The 15,207-nt window shown below is 38.4% G+C and carries 7 protein-coding genes and 1 tRNA gene; 5 read left to right on the forward strand and 3 right to left on the reverse strand.

Translation table 11 applies throughout. The features are described 5' to 3' along the window. Positions 1-409 precede the first annotated feature (409 nt). The 4 genes from I2494_RS14145 (at position 410) to I2494_RS14160 (ending at position 10,089) form a co-directional block, all read left to right on the forward strand. Positions 410-2,365: a hypothetical protein gene (locus tag I2494_RS14145; protein WP_218467401.1), complete on the forward strand. Its 1,956-nt coding sequence runs from the start codon at positions 410-412 to the stop codon at positions 2,363-2,365. Positions 2,366-2,533: 168 nt separating this feature from the next. Continuing rightward, positions 2,534-4,423 carry a hypothetical protein gene (locus I2494_RS14150; protein ID WP_228350962.1) on the forward strand — a complete coding sequence of 630 codons (1,890 nt, stop codon included), beginning with the start codon at positions 2,534-2,536 and terminating at the stop codon, positions 4,421-4,423. Further along, complete coding sequence (locus I2494_RS14155) at positions 4,413-6,281, forward strand: hypothetical protein (protein ID WP_228350963.1); 1,869 nt, start codon at positions 4,413-4,415, stop codon at positions 6,279-6,281. Before I2494_RS14150 ends, I2494_RS14155 begins: the two co-directional genes overlap by 11 nt. A gap of 286 nt (positions 6,282-6,567) precedes the next feature. Further along, positions 6,568-10,089: a hypothetical protein gene (locus I2494_RS14160; protein ID WP_228350964.1), complete on the forward strand. Its 3,522-nt coding sequence runs from the start codon at positions 6,568-6,570 to the stop codon at positions 10,087-10,089. Positions 10,090-10,342: 253 nt separating this feature from the next. Here the strand turns inward: I2494_RS14160 and I2494_RS14165 are convergent, their stop codons facing one another. Further along, entirely contained in the window at positions 10,343-12,898 is a 2,556-nt protein-coding gene (locus I2494_RS14165) for a bifunctional diguanylate cyclase/phosphodiesterase (RefSeq protein ID WP_218467402.1), read from the reverse strand. A gap of 395 nt (positions 12,899-13,293) precedes the next feature. Here I2494_RS14165 and I2494_RS14170 point away from each other — a divergent pair. Then, a tRNA-Asn gene (locus tag I2494_RS14170) sits at positions 13,294-13,369 on the forward strand. A gap of 162 nt (positions 13,370-13,531) precedes the next feature. On the opposite strand, the gene I2494_RS14175 is transcribed toward I2494_RS14170, so the two are convergent. Both I2494_RS14175 and I2494_RS14180 read right to left on the reverse strand, forming a co-directional pair. Next, positions 13,532-14,545, reverse strand: coding sequence for a fimbrial protein (locus tag I2494_RS14175; RefSeq protein ID WP_218467403.1), 1,014 nt, complete (start codon positions 14,543-14,545; stop codon positions 13,532-13,534). 73 nt (positions 14,546-14,618) lie between these two features. Next, positions 14,619-15,149, reverse strand: a complete 531-nt coding sequence (locus tag I2494_RS14180) for a fimbrial protein (RefSeq protein WP_218467404.1) — start codon at positions 15,147-15,149, stop codon at positions 14,619-14,621. Between the last annotated feature and the right edge of the window lie 58 nt (positions 15,150-15,207).

The following is a 15,207-nucleotide window of genomic DNA, read 5'->3' on the forward strand; positions in this document are numbered from 1 at the left end:
CACCATCAAACTCGTCGGGCTTATTCCATTTAGTGAAATCTACACAATATTCTATGACCATCGGCGTCTTGCATAACGGATGATCGATAGCCAATGTCGCCAGCCCGTGCCGGGCCAGGAAGTTTTTAACCGCCTGATATTCAGATGGCCAAGCCAACAGCGCGGTAGGTCAACTTCATTTTTGGTAGCATCCACTGCCCTATAAGGGATTACGCTAGCATCAGTGAGTAGTCATAAAGTAATTCAACATAGAGGACAAAACAGGACATATCAACAGGGATGGCATCAGCGGTCAGGCTTTCAGTCAAAAATGGCAATAGGAAGTTATGGAATACAGATCGTAGATTGTTATAAATATAAGCATTAGTCGCTAAAATATTATCTTCATCAATCTTTCGGAGGGAGTCCGTTGAATACCGCAGAACAGCAGATTGTAAAACTAGGGGCTCCAGTAGGAAAAGCAGATGCTTATTTACCACTGGAGCTTATGGAGCCTAAAACGTTTGAGCTATTTTGTTGTGAACTCATCAAAAGACGGCTGAAAATCGAAGACGGTAAGATAATTGATGCCATGACGATTGGTATTTCCGGCCAATCACAATTTGGTGCGGATATTGTGTCACATCGCCAGCATGGTAATCAGGACGTTTATTCGCTGTACGAAGTGAAACGTTGTAAAAAATTTACAGAAAGTCACTATATTTCCACTGTTAAGCGCTTTAATGAACATCGGGAAAAATGGCAGGTGAATATCAACGAATTTTACATTTTCCTTTGTGAGAAAGCTTCAGCGAAATTAATTGCGGAATACAAAAAACAAGAGGCTCTTTTTAAAGAACTGAATGTAGTGCATCGTTTACTTGATACGGAAATGATCCACGACTGGCTGAAAAATCTGTATTGTCCGGATCTATTGTATCGCTTTTGTCATGAGAGTTGGGTCTCTCTCTTTTACGGTGAGCGGGCACTGCTGAATATTAAAAATTATGGCTTGTGGGACTATAATGAATCTTCTGCCTGGCGAAATTACACGCATCCATATGAACACATTAATGGTGATACCTATACACTTCAGAACGATCATGTGTTTATTCAGGCGTTTTTACCTAACCTGAAAGGGAGCCGCCTTTCCTGTTTTATTGATTTTCGTAATGGCCGCTATAGCCATGCTTTGCTGACAATGAGTCAGAATGACCTGCTAAATTCAGCCTTCGAAGGGGCTTATAGCCCACCAGAGGCGGGGGTCAGACCATGGGTTTTAAAAGAACTTTATGGCGAAAATTATTATTGTGATATCGGTAACTGCCGCCTTGCACTAACCCTAAATGAAACCCGCTCCCTCTGTGATGCTTTTGATAAATTCTGGAGGTGCTATAAACAGCGCATGGAAGAGATTGACCGGATTTGTCGCACAGTTGATTTCTCGAACAGTACACCACTCGGCGATAATATTCATCTCATTACCATTCCTTACTGGCTATGGGGCCGCATCAACGTTTTTTGTCAACATCATGACTATCTGGATACCGAAGGGGAATGGTCGATATTTAACCCCATGCGTGAACGTCTTATGGTCTTCACCCGTCATAAAAACGAGGTAATGAACGGAGGACATCACGTCACGCTATTGGCCAACCGCGATCCTAATTTTGATCGCCTGACTAATCATCGCGTGGCGCTAATCTGGCAACCTCCCAGTCGCTACAATCTCGATAGTCTGGAAGAGGATGTTGTTGGGCCACGTAATTACTGGGATGCGCTGACGACATATCGCTGGCTAGTGGAGAAATTAATCCCTGCCGCGGATAGCTGGTATTGCGCTAATTTCTTTCCAGAACGCAGTGGATGGCAACGGCTGTCATTTCTCGTCCCCCGCCATATCCCCTATACATCCGATGATATTTATTCGCACTATCAACCCGAAAGTAATATCTCTGTTGAACAGGTAGACAGCAAACAGAGTCTGCTGGTGTTACTGACTGAACTACAGAATTTCTTCAATATTTACACTCGACGGGTGTACTTTCGGGCAAGTGAATTTGAGCAACTCTGCGATGCCTTTCTCTTTTTGTTGAACAAAACTACCGTCAATTACTGGGGTTATATCCGCGGTAGCGTCAATGCTTCGCAGGAAGAGCGAGAGTCTGTGGTAGCTGCATTACAAAAGTATCGGAGAGAAAGTACGTTTTATGATAAGAATTCATCACTATGTGACTATCTGCTTCGAGGCATGATGGCGCTATTTCGCGATGGTGACTGCCATATTAACGAAGTGGAAGCGATAAAGGTTGCGACGCTGTTACGCCCCTTTGTGGATAAGGTGTCGGAGGGACGTTTTTTGCGGCGCTGTCAGAAGCGGTTATGAGCGAGAAATTCTAACAAACGTATAATTAAAAGCGTTTTATAAAATCTGTTTGCAAAACACAAATGAAGCAAAATTGTTCTATTTCTCTCAGCAGAAAGGTTAAGATTACATTTTATTCATCGAGTCATAGTGAATATAATTCCCAAAAGATGTTTTAAGGATTTAAACATGAGGATTACCGCTACCCAACTCGAACAATGGGCCGATTCAAGAGACGCTCAGGGAATGTTACCCATTTTAATCCGGCGATTAATTAGCTCGACCTCCACAATAACGGCGTTGAGTATGCCGGGAGGAGATTCAGTTTCATCTCCAGGATGGGATGGTATCGTTCAGGTCGAGAAAGGAAACGCTTGGGTTCCTGATGGCTCATCTTTTTGGGAAATGGGATGCTCTTCCGATATTATTGATAAAGCACGTAGAGATTTCCATAAGAGAAAACATTGCATTTTGCCTTCAGAAGCAGCCAAAAGTTGTTTCATATTTATTTCTCCTCGCCGTTGGCCGAAAAAAGATAACTGGCTTAAAGAAGCTAAAGCTGAAAATTTTTGGAGCAACGTCTATGCACTTGATGCCGACGATCTGGAAGCATGGCTAGAAAATACTCCGACTGTATCTCTATGGTTTGGTGAACTAATCGGTCACATCGGAGCTGGAGTTGAATCTGTCTCCCATTTCTGGGAACGATGGCGTAATCAATCACGGATTCCACTGACCAAAGAGGCTTTACTGGCAGGTAGAGAAAACGAGGTAAAGAGTCTGGATCGCTGCCTATTAGATGAAAAAGAACACATTGTTATCAAGGCAGACAGCCAGGAAGAAGCCATTGCTTTTGCTTGTGCCAGATTAATAGAACAAGGTTATGAGAACGTTTCTGCATGCATTACCTCCAATGATGGATGGCGTTTTATAGATAGAAACCCATCAATTAAGTTTTGTTTGGCGATAACCAGTCGTATTGCCAGAGAAAACAGCGCCCATCCGGAACAAACAACCATTACGCCATTATCGCTGGGCGATCATGCTAGTGCTCACCATAAGTCTACAGATACTATTACGTTAGAACGCCTTACCAGAAGTAATTTTGAAGAACGCCTCTGTACGCTTGGAGAAGAAGAGTCCGACGCCCGAAGGTTATCACGAACAACAGGACGTTCTTGGTCCGTATATCGACGTCTCAGGGCTAAAAATCCGGCTATATCATCACCTTCATGGCTTACAACACCATTAGTAAATGCATTAATAACCTTAACTTTAATCGGATGTTGGAATGCCAAAAAGGAAGGTGATAAATATTGCATTGAAATGCTCACACAAAGAAAATATGAAGAGTTAGAACGAGAATTATGTGATATTTCGCTTTTAGACGACTCTCCCGTATTGCAAATTGGATATATCTGGAAAGCTAAATCATCGATTGAATTATTGTATCAGTTAGCCCCCCGGTTTACTGAAAGTAACTTGGCTCGTTTTTTTCTAGTTGTAAAAACGATATTGCTTAAACCAGATCCCGCACTGGAACTCAAAAGCGAAGAACGTTGGATGGCCGCCATCCATGGGAGAGTCCGCTCGGAATCAGATTTTATCCTGAAATCAATTACTGACTCACTAGTGAAGCTCAGGGTTTATGCCGAAAACAGTGAAGATATTAACTCACGTTACATCATAACGGCTATTGATGAACTCGTTCATGACCTGTTGATAGATGCCGATGGTGAAAGATGGCTGTCATTAGCAGATGTGTTATGTCCATTAGCTGAAGCATCACCAGACATCTTTTTAAAATCAATAGAGATTAGCCTATCTTCAAAAGAGGCCAACGTGACTCGCTTGTTAACCGAAACGAGTGAAAGCACAGGATTTGGCATGCGTTGCTGGCATGCGGACTTATTAAATGCGTTAGAAATCCTGGCCTGGAACCCTAGGCGATTACTCAGGGTCGCGACTATTCTTACAACACTATCTGCATTAGAAATTAAGGGGAATTGGGCAAATACGCCAGAAAACACCCTAGACTCTTTACTTCGGCCTTATTGGCCACAGACCATTGGCTACTGATGAACAAAAGCTTCTCGTACTAGATATGATTATTAAAAATCAGGATACCATTGCATGGCGCTTTCTCTACGCTCAAATTAGTTCTTTTAATCATCTTTATATGGAAAATGCCAGACCTAAATGGCGAGATGACGATGCAGGTAGTGCACAGATGAGAGGTACTTTTTTCGCCGCATACTACTCCGATCTTGGGGAACGAATACTCACATTAGCGGAAGGCAATACGGAAAGGTTAGCTGGCTTAATTAAGCATATAGACCACTTTGAAGGTTCCTATCAGACACGGCTAATTCACCTAGTTAAACAAGCGATCTCTTTTCCCGATGAGGAAAAAGAAATTATAAGAGAAGCCTTGTGCCATTATCTACATTGGCATAATTCTTATAATACATCTGGAGATAAAAAAAGCAGAGCCACAGCTGAACTATTAGCACCTTTATTTAATCTATTATCGCCTAAAGATATCATTCTTGATAAACGCCGACTATTTACCCATCATTATCCTGATTTGCCAGAAGGAGATGATAAAGATTATATTAAGCGTAGTGAAAGAATAAAGAATCTGCGGATTGAGGCAATAGAAGAAATTTATTCGATTCAAGGATGGAGCGGTATATCATCATTATTAATATCCGTGCAATCTTCGTCAGCAATTGGTGACACATTGGCTTTTAGTTCTATCTCTTACATAGATTCGTTTTCATGGATTATAGAAAAATTTTCAGAGGACGACTTCCCCTTCCACTACCAATTAATTAGTTCATTTTATAATTGGTTGCCAACAGAAAAACAGCAAGCTTTAATCAACTCTTCAATATTGAATAATGAGATAAACAATGATGTAAAAATAGCAGCGTTCTTCTCTGCGCTCCCGCTGAATATGACAACTTGGAAAATACTTCTAAAATATACAGAAAGCGCTCGAACTCTATATTGGAAAAAGATAAGCCATCAAAATTTCTGGATCGATAACGACGACGAAGCTGACTATTTTATCGATAAAATGATATCTGTTGGGAGATATATATCAGCATTCAATTTAGTTAAGCATCATCTGGAAAAAGTATCTTGGCAAAACATACTAAAGCTATTAAATGGGTTCAGAAACACTACTGAAAAAGATGTTCCATTGCCAAACGGTTGGTATTTATCTAAAGCGATTGAATACTTAGAGTTATCAGGGAAAGTTTCTCGTTTAGACTTAGCATTGCAGGAGTTCTTCTTTTTCTCTGCATTCAGAAACAGTGAGAAAGAAGCAAAAAATCTTTATGCCGAATTACTTTCTAACCCACCTCTTTTTATACAACTGGTATCTCTTGCCTATAAGCCAACGTCCGATCCAAATTATAAACTGGATGAATCCCTACATTCTGCTGCACAACAAGCTCATAGAATACTAGATCATAGCAATGGATTACCTGGTCAAGAAGAAGATAACGACATTAATGAGTCTCTATTTCACCATTGGATCCATGAAGTCAGAAAACTGGCAATGGAGAACGATAGATGCGATATCACCGACTATCTAATAGGTAAATGGCTCGCCACTTCACAATATCAAAATGATGATTTGTGGCCATGTTCATTCGTCAGGCATCTACTAGAAGAAACAGAAAACGATAGTATTCGAGAGGGTTTCTACTTTGGTATTATTAGTAACCGTGGTGTAACTATGCGAGGCTATCATGAGGGCGGCGACAAGGAAAGAAAGTTGGTCGATAAATATCGTGAGATTGCTAATAAATTATATTTCTCCTACCCTAAAGTAGCCAGTATTTTTGACGAACTGATGTCTTATTATAATTTTGATGCTATAAATGAAGATCAAAACGCAAAATTAAGAACCGAAGGTTATTAAGCTTAATGATTATTTAAGGATTATACAATGGGAAAAAACAGTAAGCTAAAACGAGATTTAAAAAAGAAAAAAGACAACAAGAGGTCTAATATAAAATCTTTTAGCCGAAAAAAATCAATAGCTCTTCCCTCCCCATTCAACTTTAAAAAAATCTACCGATGATAGTATTTCACAAGTAAGGATTAAGCTGATCTCTATTTTTTCAGAATATAATCCTTTAGACCTACTCCTTACTATAAGCATCTCTGAATTATGGCTACCTAATATTTCTGCTCAAGTTAAGCACATGTTAGCCCTTAATATTTTACTATCAATGAAAACCAATGAATTCAATAATAAAGAAATAAAAACATACGAACAAGGGAGCGAATTTCTTAACTCTCTCTATAAGCTATTACCTAACATACCCCAACTAGAAGATTATATCCCTGAACAGGACTGGGGAGAAGTAAAAGTATTATGGGATAAGAGTATTTACAAAATTTTCTATGGTGGTGCAATAGAGCGAATTTATGATTATATCAAAGCATTTGAACTTTGCTATAGTGAATATCCTAATATCCTTAAGCAGATGGAAAATATTCTTATTTTGCAAAACAGTTTTTTATCAGAAATGAATGCAAATGACTTTATTTTCAATCAAGAGTTCTCACCTGGTTATATCGAAATCCCTTCCGAAAAATTCTGGTCGATTTGTCGTCAAAAGTTGATTAATACTAATGAACTATTTCAAAAACTAATGCCTGATATTGATAGTAGCTTTATTAAAAACATTGGCGATATAAAAAGTATTAATAGCACTAATGAACTCGCTAATACCATTATGGAGGGAGTAGCTCTTCCTGCTATTGGTATAAGAATTGAGAATAATATTTATCCATTATCATTTCGGGGAATGGTAAACGTTATTATAGAATATTGTTCATCAATACATACAACTGTCGAATTTTCTGATGCTTTATCAAAATTTATATCACAACGTTTTGATAATATCATTGAAGAACCATTTTTACTTCGCCAGGAGCAAAAAACGCTTCCATATAAATTCTCAGGACTATTACAAGAAAATAATAAGATTTTCTTATTCATACTGTTTGATATTAAAACACCTGAAAAATTAAAGCATTTAGCAAAGGAAGTTTATCAATGTTTAGCTAATGGCCGATGGGATTTAAAAACCATTTATTCTCCACATAGAATAAGTATTCAAAATACATTAGGAAAAAAACCAACAATAGATGATATTGAATTTATTTTTGTAAGCTCTAATGTTTCAACTAGCATGTATTTTTTTGAACCACCAGAGTTGAAATGTAAACATCATATATTTTCATTAACTGAATTTATCGCTTTATTTGATTCAATAAATAATATCGATGAATTATCATCATTTTTATCTTATCTAGAGAAGTACAATAAAAAAATTAGCCCATTCTCTTCTGTGATAGATAAATTTGCATCATTTAGAGGGAGTCACTCTGTTTTAGAAGATGGTGCTATTGGTTTTAATATGATTTCCCTTGACCCTCATTGGGGTTCTAACTGGAGGTATGATGAACTGAAAAAATACTGGTCACAGGCACCTTTAAACTTTCCTGATATTGATGTGAAATGGGATATCAGAGATAATTATCAAGGTAACGTTTCATTAATATCAAAAAGACATTTTTATATATCATGGACGACTCAAATAAATAATTGCACAATACATTTCTGTGCTAATTGCGAGCCATTAATAAATGAAGACCATCTCAATGGTCAACTGCTCACATTATTTTTAGAATGTATATGTGACGCCCTATCACAACGAAAAGATATTTTAGAGAATATATCATTCTTAGGCATCGAGAAAATCTCGGTTTATTGTTCAGTTGATAACGAATATTTAGTCAGCAGTGAATTAGATATCATTGAAAACACTTCTCATGAATTATTTTCACATACATCTCTGATTAGTAGCAATACATCCTCAGCAATCATAGATCTGAGTGTTAATTTGCCTTTAATCCAAAATAGACTCAATAAACCAAAAGATGCAAGCTTCCAGGCGGATATTTGCATTGTATTTTTAAAATTACTCTCAAATATACTTCACATTAAATTTCCAGAATCCGTTGAAAACCAGATTAATAATACAAGAAACAATGCTCCAAGAATGGCAATTTCCAGTGAAGAACGCCCATTCGATACGCTAGAAATAAAACCCAAAACTCCCGAACCCAAACATTTTAAATTAGCTAGAAAAACATTAGCTGGCAGAATAAAAGACACTGGTATTAAGGAAGGAATTTACGAGTTGCAGGCAGCTAAAGATATTATTAATTCTTTAGCTGATTTTTTCAGAGAAAAAATCCATGCGCAAATATCCTCATTACATAGAGATAGCCTGCTGTGTTTTGTACTTGAAAATTATGATGCTTATGTAGCTGAAGATCAGCGAAAGAAGAATAATATTATTTTAAGTCTTCAACATGAAGTCAACTATGACAGAGCAGAAAAACTGGCTAAACAAAGCACAGAATTCAACCGCATATCTTCTAATTATAGATACTTACTGGAATGCACTTTAAGCCTTAATTCTAAAAACGAAAAGATACCGACTAACAATGAAATATTACAACTCATTGCTGACATTGATTGGCTAATGGTCCTTTATAATTTTAGTGATATACTGCATAACGATATAGATGTTGGTGGTGTAATAATTGATAATCTTTATATTCCCCAAGTATTCTTCTCTGAAGACCGAGAATTAAAAGAAAATAAATTTAGTGAAGAGCAAGCCAATTATAAACTTGGCTATAATTTAAATGAAAATGATGAAGTCGAACCCAATATTATAAATGATAAGTTGGATTCCCTTGATAGGGTATTCTTACAAGATCTTGACTTTAAGTATTCAAATTTACTGGCTGTTTTTTCTATTTTATTTCAATGGTCTAGAATAAATCATTCTCAAATTAGCCTTTCATATCAAACAACAAAAGCAGAATTGATAAAAGTAATTTTAAATAATTGTATAAACTTAGCAGAAGAAGAGGCAAACAGAATCGTTGATTTTCTGATTTTAGATCCAAATAAAATACGAAAACTATTAGGCTCTGAAATTAATTCGTTTGATGTTCCCATATCAGATCACAATAAAAGAGCACACAGATATAACATCAGGCCATTAATTGAACTCAACAATGGTAATATTATTTGGGGAGCTGCTGCTGCCTATCGAGCTGGCACAATATGGATATCTCATATAGCAAATGGGTATCTTCCAGCTGAATTTGAATGGAGTCATATTTCTCATGAAGTACGTCAAATAAAAGAGCAAATTGAAAAGCAATTAGAGATGATGACGTTTAATATAGTAAAAAGATTTGCGACGCGACTTGAACAGGGTATTGATTTTAAAAAACGCTTTCCAAATGAAAATTTTCCTACCGTCGGGGATTTTGATACCTTAGCATACTTCCCCGAAAAAAATACTTGGCTAAATATAGAGTGTAAATATAACCAGCCATACTATTGCATTAAGGATATGCGCCGCTTAAGAGAGAAAATTTTTGGCCGAGGAGATAAAAGAGGGCAAATTGGAGAAATAGAAAATAGAATGAAGTTTTTAATGCTTAATCAAGATAAGCTGCGCTCACTATTAAACTGGAATCAACCATCAACTGACTGCCAAGAAAAAGTTATTAACCTATATATTAGCAGACAGATTTATTGGTGGTTAAGAAACCCTCCATATGAGACAGACATTAACTTCATACAAGTAGATGCTTTAGAAAGCTGGTTGCAACAAAACTTAAAATAAATATGAAAATCAATGGAGTATGCAGTTCAAAACTTACCAGCATATAACGGTAAAACAGATGTGGAGTGTTAGTTTATTGTACTTGACGTATATACGGGAAAAAAAGGTGGTCACTCTGGTGGTCTTGACAACCCTAATTTTTAAGTTTAGCCTAACAATCAGCCAGTTATTGGCAAATGCGATCCCAGTCAGAGGAGCCACATTTAGAAAGGCCCGCTATTTATTAGCGGGCCTTTTGCTTTCCAGCTTTTATTTACTTCTGTAACTCTGGCATTTGCCATTCATCCAGTGGGATTGGTCGTCCAAAATAGTAGCCCTGTCCTCTCGGACAGCCTAACTGATATAGCCTGTCCGCTACCTCTCTGGTTTCAATTCCTTCAGCAATAAGAGGAACCCCTAATCCTTTCGCCAAACGAATCACAGATGAAATAATCGCCTCATTTCGAGCGTTCTCCAAAATACCACTAACAAAATCCCGATCTATTTTTAGACAATCAAACTGTAAGCGATGTAAATAAGAGAGGCTGGAAAAACCGGAGCCAAAATCATCGATCGCGACAAAAACGCCTAATGCGCGAATTCTCCCTAATTGCTCACTAATAACCGTGCCCTTTTCAAGCAAAATGGATTCGGTTAGCTCTACGGTCAGGTTACATGCTGATAGCTGAAACTCATTTAGCGTGGCTACAATGACATCATAAAAATCGGCCTGATACAGTTGGCGAGCAGAAACATTAATATGAATATTAAAATCAGACGGCCAGCCTGAAGCTATTTTTAATGCCAGTTGTCGACAAGATTCTCTCAACACCCAGCGACCAATAGATAAAATTAAGCCCGACTCCTCTGCCAGAGGAATAAATTTATAGGGGGGAACCATACCATAGGCTTTGCTCTGCCAACGAATCAGAGCCTCTGCGCCAATAACCTTATGACTGTGTAAATCAATTATCGGTTGGAAATAAACTCTCAGCTCCTGATTCAACTCAGCCTGATTAAGTTCCGTTAGCATTTGAGTATTTTCAATGGCCCGGCCCATCATTTCCGGACGATAAATTTCAAAGGCACCTGCACCTTTTTTTCTGGCGGTAGCCAGTGCGACAGAAGCATTTCTTAGAATCACCGCTAACGTTTTGTCATCAAATTCTTCTTTAACTAAACCAATGTTGCCGGCAAACAGTGGATGTTCACTTTCACAACCCAGAGAGTTAATATAAATATGCACATAACGAGCGATTTCATCCTCAGCGCACTCAGCACCACAACCTTCAGGGTAACAAACGGCAAACTCAATATCGTTAACTCTTGCCAATAACGTACAGGAAGGCACAATTTCTTGTAGTTGTTTAACAAACTCACACAACAGCGCCTCGCCTTTCTGATAACCAAGGCTATTATTCACCGCATTGATATTATCCAGACTCAGCAATATCAGCCCCTTCCATGCAGTGGCATGTTCCTGAGCACTTAATACCTGGATCTGCTTTTGTAGCCCTTCTTTACTCAACAAACCAGTGACAGAATCATAATAAACCTGATGCTCCAATCGGGAGAAGGCCGTCGATAACGCTGATGACATCTCATTAAAGGCATCATTTAATTGCTTAATCTCTTTCAATTCAAAAGAAGATTGATGAGCAGGAGACCATTTTTGTCCGGCTAACAGACGAGCCTGAGTTGCTACATATTGAATTGGGGTAGTCACTCTGGAGAGAATAACCCAGGCCATCGTGACGCCCAGTAAAAAAATGGCAAAAATCAAACTGAAGGTCGTTTTTCTTTCATCATTAAGTTGGCCAACAAAATCACTTTGAGGTATAGCGACAACAATACGCCAGTTATGTAACCCTAACTCTTTACCAAAAGAGACAACTCTCCCATAGTAAGTTTCACTATCAATATGTAAGGTCATCTTGCTATGTTCAGGATGAGATAAGTAAGGCGCAATAGCGCGAATAATCACACTCTCACTATTTTCCGGCGTTAACAAATGAGCGCGTTCTTGTTCTGGCAGACTCCCCTCAGGTTTGATGATCGGTTTTTCTATTGTCGAATGAGAAATAATTTCATTGTTATCATTAACGATGAAAATGACGCCATTACCCAAATTAGGAATCTGCTGCAAATAACGATTAAACCGGTTCAACTTAATATCGCTTGATACCACACCAACATAGCGGTTATGCATATCATAAACTGGGCTACTGTATGAAATACTGATGCCTCTTATTGCATCCAAATCCCAATAGGCTCTGGTCCAGGATGGTTTTTGGCTGGCATTCACATCACGAAACCAGGGGCGAGTACGGGGATCGTATTTCTCTATGGTTTTGATGATTGAATTTTGAATCCCCATTCCCGAGTAGAAATTCAGCGTTCCTTGAGTTCGCTTATCTTTCAAAATTAACGTATAGGTATCGGTAACCGTTTCACGACTAACCCCAATATAATCGCCATTTACTGCACCAAACGCTACCAGACTAAGCTGAGGGGAATATGGAAATACCCGTTTCATGGTTGCTATCAGTGGTGATTCAAACTCATCCAGATTAACCATCTCGCCAGACAGGAGCTCTTGCATTGTCATTTCAATCGATGCATTGGCCTGTATTGGAATTTTCAAAAAGTTAAACAAATTGGTATGAACATACTCAATATGGGCAGAAATCAGCTTATCACTAAGGCTATCGAAGATGCGGTTTTCACTGCGATATTGCAAAAAGACCGCTAAACCAAACATGATGGTTAATATAAAGACAAAAAGCGATGTCACAATCAGTTTTAAAGAGATTGAGTTTAATAATCGCACTGATTTCACCACTTATTGTTTGTTTGATTCAACATACTCAGGGACTATCAAAAAAACATTCGAATTATCGACACAATAACCAACATTATCAGCAGATAGCCATATCTTTAGCTAAGGATAGCTTAACTCTATATTATTTTTGACTAAAACCATCTCAAATACAAAATTTACCTAAAAAATGTATTCAAAATCGATACCGTTCAGGTTATCTATTTTCAAACAAGCAATATTGATGCTGTTATCGTTACTAATATGAACAATAGTTGAACTAACTGACTAAAACAAAAGCGATCGTCTGACATTTTGAGTGAAGTATAAGCAAACACGCTATTTTCCCATGTTGAGCGGTTGACAGAGTTGGCAATGGCGGATATCATGCGCCCTGTTCACACGATTCCTCTGTAGTTCAGTCGGTAGAACGGCGGACTGTTAATCCGTATGTCACTGGTTCAAGTCCAGTCAGAGGAGCCATATTTAGAAAAGCCCGCTTTTTAGCGGGCTTTTTGCTTTCTGATTATTATCACTGCGATACAACTATTTAATTCACATCCCTGCCATCATTAATCAATTCGCTCTGCTGACTACTTTTGCCCTCTCCCTGTTAATTTGGTTTATAAAATTAACGATCCATCTTTACTCATAGGTTACATTCAAAATAGCGACACTATTTGCCTGTCCCGGCATGACTTTTGTCAGGGTTTGGTAATAGCGAGTCTTGAATGTAACCCGTTCCGTAGTTAACGCCGAATTTACCAGCTCAATTGGCTGATTAAGCCTTAATGGTTGTGAGTTATAGAGTATTTGAACGCCAAGACCACTGGCGATTCCAGGTGAACCTTCATTAGTTAATGCCAATACACTATCATCACCCACATCGGTACTCGGCACACCTTCCAACGTTGCCGCAATTTTAGCGCTTTCATTTCCGGTACAGTTAAAATCAACATTAAAGGTATTTTCAGTGCTTGTTGGGCCAATTTGATTCAGTGTTCCCGCATAAACGTCTCCAAGTGAGACCGGAACATTAGGCGTTGTGGTATTACAGGTTAAGGACTGCACGACTATATTTGTTGTGCCTGGAATAGAAAGTTGTGATGTGAATGTGCTGCTGTAATAGTAAACAAACAGTCCTGAGTTAGGGAGCGTGACCGCTACTGGCTGAATAGTATCGACGACAATCAACTCTACTCGATACATCATTGTTGAAGGGTATGAGGTACCAACAACAAAATTAGGAGAAAATGGCACATCAACTTGAGGGTAATATCCTGTAGCTGAATATGAAAGGTTCGTGGTATTAGAATAATGTATCCTCATGCCAATTGAGGGATTACTGGTAGCATAAACACCATCGTAACCTGAGATTGATGTCATTGGATATTCATAACCAACCCGTGTCTTATTCCCTCCCTGAATGCATCTAACTGACGTCGAACCAGCGTTATACCATTCACTATCCCAAATAGTCGTTCCCGGTTGAATATTTCTCTTTACTGAAATAGTTGCCGGTAAGCTGATTGTGCCATCAACCTTACCGCCTGAGCCATCAAATAAACAGTCAGCATTCGCTACCGTACTACACAAAAGTCCGAAGGCTAGTAACAACATGATATAAATTATCTTTTGCCAATAAATATTACGATTCATATTAATCTTCCTGCTTAACACCTTGTTATGTATGACTATCCCATTAACACCATTTTCATTATCTATATAAATATCAGTCATATATAAAAGTAACCAACATCGCACCAGAAATGCTGCCTGATGTTGCATTTCCAGTGGTGCTATAAACACGAGCCAGAAAATCAAAATCGGCTGAATGTGTTAGCGATGAAACGCCTTTAATCCAACGCCCATCTACTGGCGACAGAGAGTTATCACTCCAGACAGAGTTTGCTGGTATCACTTTTATACCGATATTCTGTGCGCTTCCCGTACTGCCATATCCCGAATTATCATCCGGATAAGGTAGACCGGAGAATTGAGCGGTTACGGAGGTTGTGCTTTCGGGACAATCCTTAACGGTAATTCTAAAATTCTTAATTGCCGGGGAATACGATCCCGCTTGCTGGAGATCGAGGGCTGACATTTTGCCAAAATCTACACTCTGGACTGCGGTATCAACCACACAGGGTGAAGCTAACACTCGCCCCTGAATATTTACCGTTACGTTTTCTGCCCATCCATCCTGACCAACGAGTGTCAAAATAAATAATAACTTTAGCCAATTAAATTTGGTCTTCATCATGTCTGCTCCCCTTGTTAAACGTCATACGCGGCTTTATTGAAAGCGATATATTGATAAT

It is taken from the genome of Limnobaculum allomyrinae, from assembly GCF_016649425.1.
GTDB classification, from domain to species: Bacteria; Pseudomonadota; Gammaproteobacteria; order Enterobacterales; family Enterobacteriaceae; genus Limnobaculum; species Limnobaculum allomyrinae.

Coding starts and splice junctions, on each gene's coding strand:
- I2494_RS14175 (WP_218467403.1), bottom strand. CDS start 14,545: ATGAATCGTAATATTTATTGGCAAAAGATAATTTATATCATGTTGTTA.
- I2494_RS14150 (WP_228350962.1), top strand. CDS start 2,534: ATGAGGATTACCGCTACCCAACTCGAACAATGGGCCGATTCAAGAGAC.
- I2494_RS14180 (WP_218467404.1), bottom strand. CDS start 15,149: ATGATGAAGACCAAATTTAATTGGCTAAAGTTATTATTTATTTTGACA.
- I2494_RS14160 (WP_228350964.1), top strand. CDS start 6,568: ATGTTAGCCCTTAATATTTTACTATCAATGAAAACCAATGAATTCAAT.